Here is a 5,437-nt window from a genome sequence, read left to right on the forward strand (position 1 = left end):
CAGCAGACCGCTTCTTCGCGCGCAGGGTGAGGGTCCGGTGTTTCCTTGCCGAACCACCCGACCCTCATCCCCCGCGCAAGGACCGGATCGCTGAAGCGCTCCGGTGCGCGGGTTCCCCCTTCTCCCATCGGGAGAAGGGAGTTCTACTCATACCCGTGCGCGGCTTCGTTGATCACCAGCGGCGGCATGGCGTTGAAGTCCACGGCCACCGGCTGGGGGATGCGGGCCTGATAGGTCTTGATCACATGGGCCATGCGGCGGCGCACCTCCCGCTCGGCGGCGCTGCTGCCGTCCAGCGCCAGCGGGGCCAGGCAGAAGTCGATGATGGCGTCGGCGCTTCTGATCTCGGTCATGATGGTGCTCCTTACTCCGCCGCCACGAACTGGGCGGTCTCGGTGGAATCCTTCAGGGCGGTGGTGGACGAGTTCCCCGACGAGATGGTCATGGCCACCTGGTCGAAATAGCCGGTGCCCACCTCGCGCTGGTGCCGGGTGGCGGTGTAGCCCGACGCCTCATTGGCGAACTCGCGCTGCTGCAGCTCCGAATAGGCCGCCATGCCCCGGTCGCGATAGCCGGAGGCCAGCTCGAACATGCCGTTGTTCAGGCTGTGGAACCCGGCCAGGGTCACGAACTGGAACTTGTAGCCCATGGCGCCCAGCTCGCGCTGGAACTTCGCAATGGTCGCCTTGTCCAGCTTGGCTTCCCAGTTGAACGAGGGCGAGCAGTTGTAGGCCATCAGCTTGCCGGGATGCGCCTTCTGAATCGCCTCGGCGAACTTCCTGGCGTCGTCCAGATCCGGGTGCGAGGTCTCCCACCACAGCAGGTCGGCGTATTTGGCATAGGCCAGACCCCGCGCGATGCAGTGGTCCAGACCCGTGCCGGCCTTGAGGCGGAAGAAGCCCTCCGGCGTACGGTTCTCGCGGTCGATGAAGGGATGGTCCCGCTCGTCCACGTCCGAGGTGATCAGCTGGGCGCTCTCCGCGTCGGTGCGCGCCACGGTCAGGGTCGGAACCCCCATGACGTCGGCGGCCAGACGCGCGGCGATCAGGTTGCGCTCATGGGCCTGGGTGGGGATCAGCACCTTGCCGCCCAGATGGCCGCACTTCTTCTCGGAGGCCAGCTGGTCCTCGAAGTGAACGCCCGCGGCGCCCGCCTCGATGAAGGCCTTCATGATCTCGAAGCTGTTCAGCGGGCCGCCGAAGCCGGCCTCGGCGTCCGCCACGATCGGGGCGAACCAGTCCCGCTTCGCCCCGCCCTCGCCGTGTTCGATCTGGTCGGCGCGCTGCAGGGTGCGGTTGATGCGGCGGCACAGCTCCGGCGCCGCATTGGCCGGATACAGGGACTGATCCGGGTACATGGCCGAGGCGGTGTTGGCGTCCGCCGCCACCTGCCAGCCGGACAGATAGATGGCTTTCAGCCCCGCGCGGACCATCTGCATGGCCTGATTGCCGGTCACGGCGCCCAGGGCGTTGATGAAGGGCTCGGTGTGCAGCAGCTCCCACAGGCGATTGGCGCCCCGCTCGGCCAGGGTGTGCTGGATGGGGAAGGAGCCGCGCAGGCGCTCCACCTCCTCGGGGCCATAGGGACGCTCGATCCCGTCGAACCGCCCCGCGGGGGCGCCCGGAACCAGTTCCGCGAAAGTGGTCATGATGTGTCTCCGACAACCGATCCAGCGGCCTCGTCGCCGCGTCGCTGCTCAGAAAACATGCGAGCGCCTGGATTGTAACCGCTGCACGCCCGTATTTCGCGCTTATTGGTCACATCGTGACTGGCTTTTGTCAGCCACTTCATGACATCATGACCGAATGAGCGACGACGCCGACCGCAAACTGTTTCTGGGCGGCCGCCTTAAGCGGCTGCGGCGCGAGCTCGCCCTGTCCCAGACCGCCATGGCCGCCGACCTGGGGGTCTCGCCCAGCTATCTGAACCACATCGAGCGCAACCAGCGCCCCGTCTCGGCGCAACTGCTGCTGCGGCTGGCCGAGACCTATGACGTGGACCTGCGGGCCTTCGGCGGCCAGACCGGGCCCGGCGGCGAGGCGGCCCTGGCCGAGGTCTTCGCCGACCCCCTGTTCCAGGGCATCCCCATCCCGCGCCACGAGATCCTGCAGCTGGCCGAGGACCTGCCCGGCGCCGCCGACGCGGTGGTGCGCCTGTACCGCGCCCTGTCGCAGGGCCGCCCCGCCGCTCCGGCCGCCGAGACCGCCGGCCCCGCCGACTGGGTCCGCGACCACATCCAGGCCCGCCGCAACCACTTCCCCGAACTGGACCTGATGGGCGAGGCGCTCAACAACGATCTGGCCCCCGACCCCGCGACCCTCCACACCGCCGGGCCCGAGGCCCTGATCCGCGAGCGCCTGAAGGCCCGCCACGACATGGGCGTGCGCGTCATGCCCGCCGAGGTGATGGTGGAGTGGACCCGCCGCTTCGATCCGCACCGCAAGCGGCTGCTGGTCTCCGAGGTGCTGTCCCCCGCCTCCCGCGCCTTCGCCCTGGCCTATCAGCTGGGCCTGATGGAGCACGGCGGCGAGCTTCAGGCCCTGGTGGATCAGGCCGCCCCGCCGGACCCGGCCTCGGCCCGCCTGCTCAAGGTGTCCCTGGCCAACACCCTGGCCGGCGCCATCCTCATGCCCTACGGCGCATTCCAGACCCTGGCCGAGCAAAGCGGCTATGACATCGACCGCCTGTGCGCCCGCTTCGGCGTCTCGTTCGAACAGGCGGCCCATCGCCTGACCACCCTGTCGCGGCCCACGGCGCGCGGCGTGCCCTTCTTCTTCATCCGCGTCGACCGGGCGGGCAATGTGTCCAAGCGCTACGCCTCCGCCGCCTTCCCCTTCGCCCGGTTCGGCGGCGGCTGCCCCCGCTGGCGCCTGCACGACGCCTTCGGCTCCCCCGGCCGCGTCCTGACCCAGATCGTGGAGACCCCCGACGGCCAGCGCTGGTTCACCCTGGCTCGCACCGTCCCGCGTCAGGGCACCCACGACCACGATCTGGCCGTCGGCCTCGGCTGCGAGCTGAAACACGCCCACCGCCTGATCCACGCCCGCGGCCTGAACCTCGACGCGCCGGAGGTCACCGGCATCGGCCCCGCCTGCCGCCTGTGCGACCGCCACCCCTGCCCCCAACGCGCCGAACCGCCCCAGGGCCGCCCCCTCACCGTGGACGACTGGGCCAAGTCGGTCAGCCCCTATCCGTTCGCGGCGGGGTAGTGGGCCATCGGAACTTCGGCCAAGGGTGGATTGCGGACGTCACCCCACCGCCACCTGGACAGTCACCTTGGCTCGTCGTCCTCAGCCTCCTCCTCTGCCCGTTGGACAAACTCCGCTCGCGGGGGCGGCGGAGGAACAGCGCTCGCGTTCACACCAAACAACAGCAGCAGCGCCGCCGCGCCATGCGCCATGCCGCGATGTTTCCTTGCGAAACGAAGACCCCGGATTGTCAGAGGCCCCGTCGCCAGGATGATGACGACGATGATTACGAATTCAGCCATGGATGCACTCCGGCTCTCTCCGTCCGGCAGTTGGCCGGACATGACCTTGAAAAGACCCCTTGGGTCAGGCGGTTTGAGAGTTGTCCGTCGCGGGCGGGCCGGTAGCCTCAAAGTCGGGTAAAGCCGGGCTGTGGACGAGCCCAGAGGCTGGAATTCCGTACTTTAGTCGCCCTCGGTCCAGACATAGGCCAGTATCCGCCACGACGCGAAGCGCCGTAACGGAAGCTGGTGCGGCGAGCTTGGAGTCGCGACTTGCCCCCGCCGGCGCCCCGAGCATTCTGGCCCGGGGTGGGGCAGTTGGCTGGCTCGGGTTGCCGCTATACTCGAATGCCGGATGAGCGACTGAGGGGCCGGATGCGAAGCTGGTGCAGATCACCAAAGCGGCAAGCAGGGCGCGACACGCACCTAACAAACGCGCTGAGGCGGTCATAGGGTATCGCCGTGATGCTGCGCCTGGCTCATCTCGTCTAAGGTAGGCATCACCCGCCAGCTTCGCCACAGGATAAACTGTTGCTTATGAGCGGTCGTTTTGAAGGTCCGCTCCGGGTCGTGAGCAGTCACACCCCGAACTCCGGCAAGCGAACCTCCGCCCCGCCGCATGCGCCAGAAACCCTCCCGGTCACTCCGGGCGCGGCATCACGATGGTCCGCTGCGTTTCCATCGCCCTCAGGGGCGCCATCTGGGCCGAGAACAGGGCCCTGGCCGCCTCCCCCTGCGCGCAGGCGTCAAAGCCAGAAAACGGCAGCACGCGATCCAGATGTTCGATCAGACCCTCCACGGCGTCGGCGTCCATCCAGTCCGGCGGGCTGTGGCGATCGAGGCGCCCCATATAGGCCGCCACATGCACCGCGTGATGCTGGTCGGGCCGCTGGATGCAGTCGCGCATCAGGGCGTGCAGCGGCGTTTCATCGGCGTCGGCCGGAAACATCAGCACCGGCACGACGTACAGGGTCGGGCCCGGCCCCGACCAGCTGTTGACGAAGCCGGCGGTGGCGTAGCCGTCCGCCAGACCCGGCGCGGAGACCCGCACCTGTCGCGCGTCGCGAAACACTCCGCCGCCCAGCGGATGGGTGAGGATCAGACGCCTCCGGGTGCGGCCCTCCAGGGTGAAGCCGCCGTCCGCCCCCGTAACCACCGTCGGCCCGTCGTCGGGGCGGGCATGACGCACCTGCGCCCCTTCCACCGGCTGACCCGTTCCGGCATGGATCACGACGCCCCGCGTGTCCGGCGCCAGCACCCCGTCGCTTTGGGTGATGCAGGCTGTCAGGCCCAGACAGGCCACGAGCGCCGCCAGGCCCTTCACCGCCGAATTCCCCATGCCCGCCGTTCCTCGCGATCACCAGAGCCGTCAGCCTATCCCGGCGCGCCATGATGGCGACATACGGAACCTGTCAGGGAACACAGGCGCGGCCGCCTCGACCGACCCGTTAATCCCCCCATTTCCCGGCGCCAATCCGTTGTAAAACAAGGCCCGGCCCTCGAAATTCGGCCTGTTTCATCCCGCTGCCCGTGGGCGCCTCACACTGGCGGGATGTCCATTCGATATCTGCCTGACAGCCCGCCCGTCTTCGACACCGCAAAAGCCCGCGCCCGCTGGGCCGCCGCCAAGGCCGACTATCTGGCCGGGGGCGGCGCGCCCGAGGTGTGCGAACGCCACGGCCTCAGCCTGCGCACCTTCCGCTACCGCGCCCGCAAGGAGGGCTGGCGCCGCGCCGACCAGCCCGCCCCCTTCATCACCCCGGACCCGCCGCCCTCCCCGCCGGCGCAGAACGACCCCCTTGTCATCCCCGAAGCGCCGGAGGCGCCATCGGGGACGCCCCTCACCACCTCGCAGATGGTCGACAAATGCTGGTCCTACGTCCAGGCCGCCGTGGCCGCCGGGCAGCTGATCCAGGCCCGCGGCTGGCTGCGCCTCTACAAGGAGCTGAAGCCGCTCGTGCCCTATGC

At 69.0% G+C, this 5,437-nt stretch carries 6 protein-coding genes; 2 read left to right on the plus strand and 4 right to left on the minus strand.

The genetic code is table 11. From position 1 onward, the window contains the following. Nucleotides 1-143: 143 nt before the first annotated feature. Both C0461_RS13280 and aceA read right to left on the minus strand, forming a co-directional pair. Nucleotides 144-353 (minus strand): hypothetical protein, encoded by a 210-nt coding sequence (locus C0461_RS13280; protein WP_292107676.1) that lies wholly within the window; start codon nt 351-353, stop codon nt 144-146. Between the two features lie 11 nt (nt 354-364). Further along, the gene (aceA, locus tag C0461_RS13285) at nt 365-1,648 is read right to left on the minus strand and encodes an isocitrate lyase (protein WP_292107677.1); all 1,284 of its coding nucleotides are present in this window, start codon (nt 1,646-1,648) and stop codon (nt 365-367) included. Between the two features lie 157 nt (nt 1,649-1,805). Here aceA and C0461_RS13290 point away from each other — a divergent pair, with 157 nt between their 5' ends. Then, nucleotides 1,806-3,209 (plus strand): helix-turn-helix domain-containing protein, encoded by a 1,404-nt coding sequence (locus tag C0461_RS13290; RefSeq protein WP_292107678.1) that lies wholly within the window; start codon nt 1,806-1,808, stop codon nt 3,207-3,209. A 62-nt stretch (nt 3,210-3,271) separates the two neighbouring features. Here the strand turns inward: C0461_RS13290 and C0461_RS13295 are convergent, their stop codons facing one another. Next, nucleotides 3,272-3,490 carry a hypothetical protein gene (locus C0461_RS13295; protein ID WP_292107680.1) on the minus strand — a complete coding sequence of 73 codons (219 nt, stop codon included), beginning with the start codon at nt 3,488-3,490 and terminating at the stop codon, nt 3,272-3,274. A gap of 619 nt (nt 3,491-4,109) precedes the next feature. After that, entirely contained in the window at nt 4,110-4,808 is a 699-nt protein-coding gene (locus tag C0461_RS13300) for a carboxypeptidase-like regulatory domain-containing protein (RefSeq protein ID WP_292107681.1), read from the minus strand. A 213-nt stretch (nt 4,809-5,021) separates the two neighbouring features. On the opposite strand from C0461_RS13300, the gene C0461_RS13305 reads away from it, so the two are divergent. After that, nucleotides 5,022-5,437 (plus strand): hypothetical protein (locus C0461_RS13305; protein WP_292107682.1); only part of this gene is annotated, 416 nt, incomplete at its 3' end.

Origin of the sequence: Brevundimonas sp., from assembly GCF_013823285.1 — a bacterium.
In the GTDB taxonomy this organism is placed as follows: Bacteria; Pseudomonadota; Alphaproteobacteria; order Caulobacterales; family Caulobacteraceae; genus Brevundimonas.

Coding starts and splice junctions, on each gene's coding strand:
- C0461_RS13280 (WP_292107676.1), bottom strand. CDS start 353: ATGACCGAGATCAGAAGCGCCGACGCCATCATCGACTTCTGCCTGGCC.
- aceA (WP_292107677.1), bottom strand. CDS start 1,648: ATGACCACTTTCGCGGAACTGGTTCCGGGCGCCCCCGCGGGGCGGTTC.
- C0461_RS13290 (WP_292107678.1), top strand. CDS start 1,806: ATGAGCGACGACGCCGACCGCAAACTGTTTCTGGGCGGCCGCCTTAAG.
- C0461_RS13295 (WP_292107680.1), bottom strand. CDS start 3,490: ATGGCTGAATTCGTAATCATCGTCGTCATCATCCTGGCGACGGGGCCT.
- C0461_RS13300 (WP_292107681.1), bottom strand. CDS start 4,808: ATGGGGAATTCGGCGGTGAAGGGCCTGGCGGCGCTCGTGGCCTGTCTG.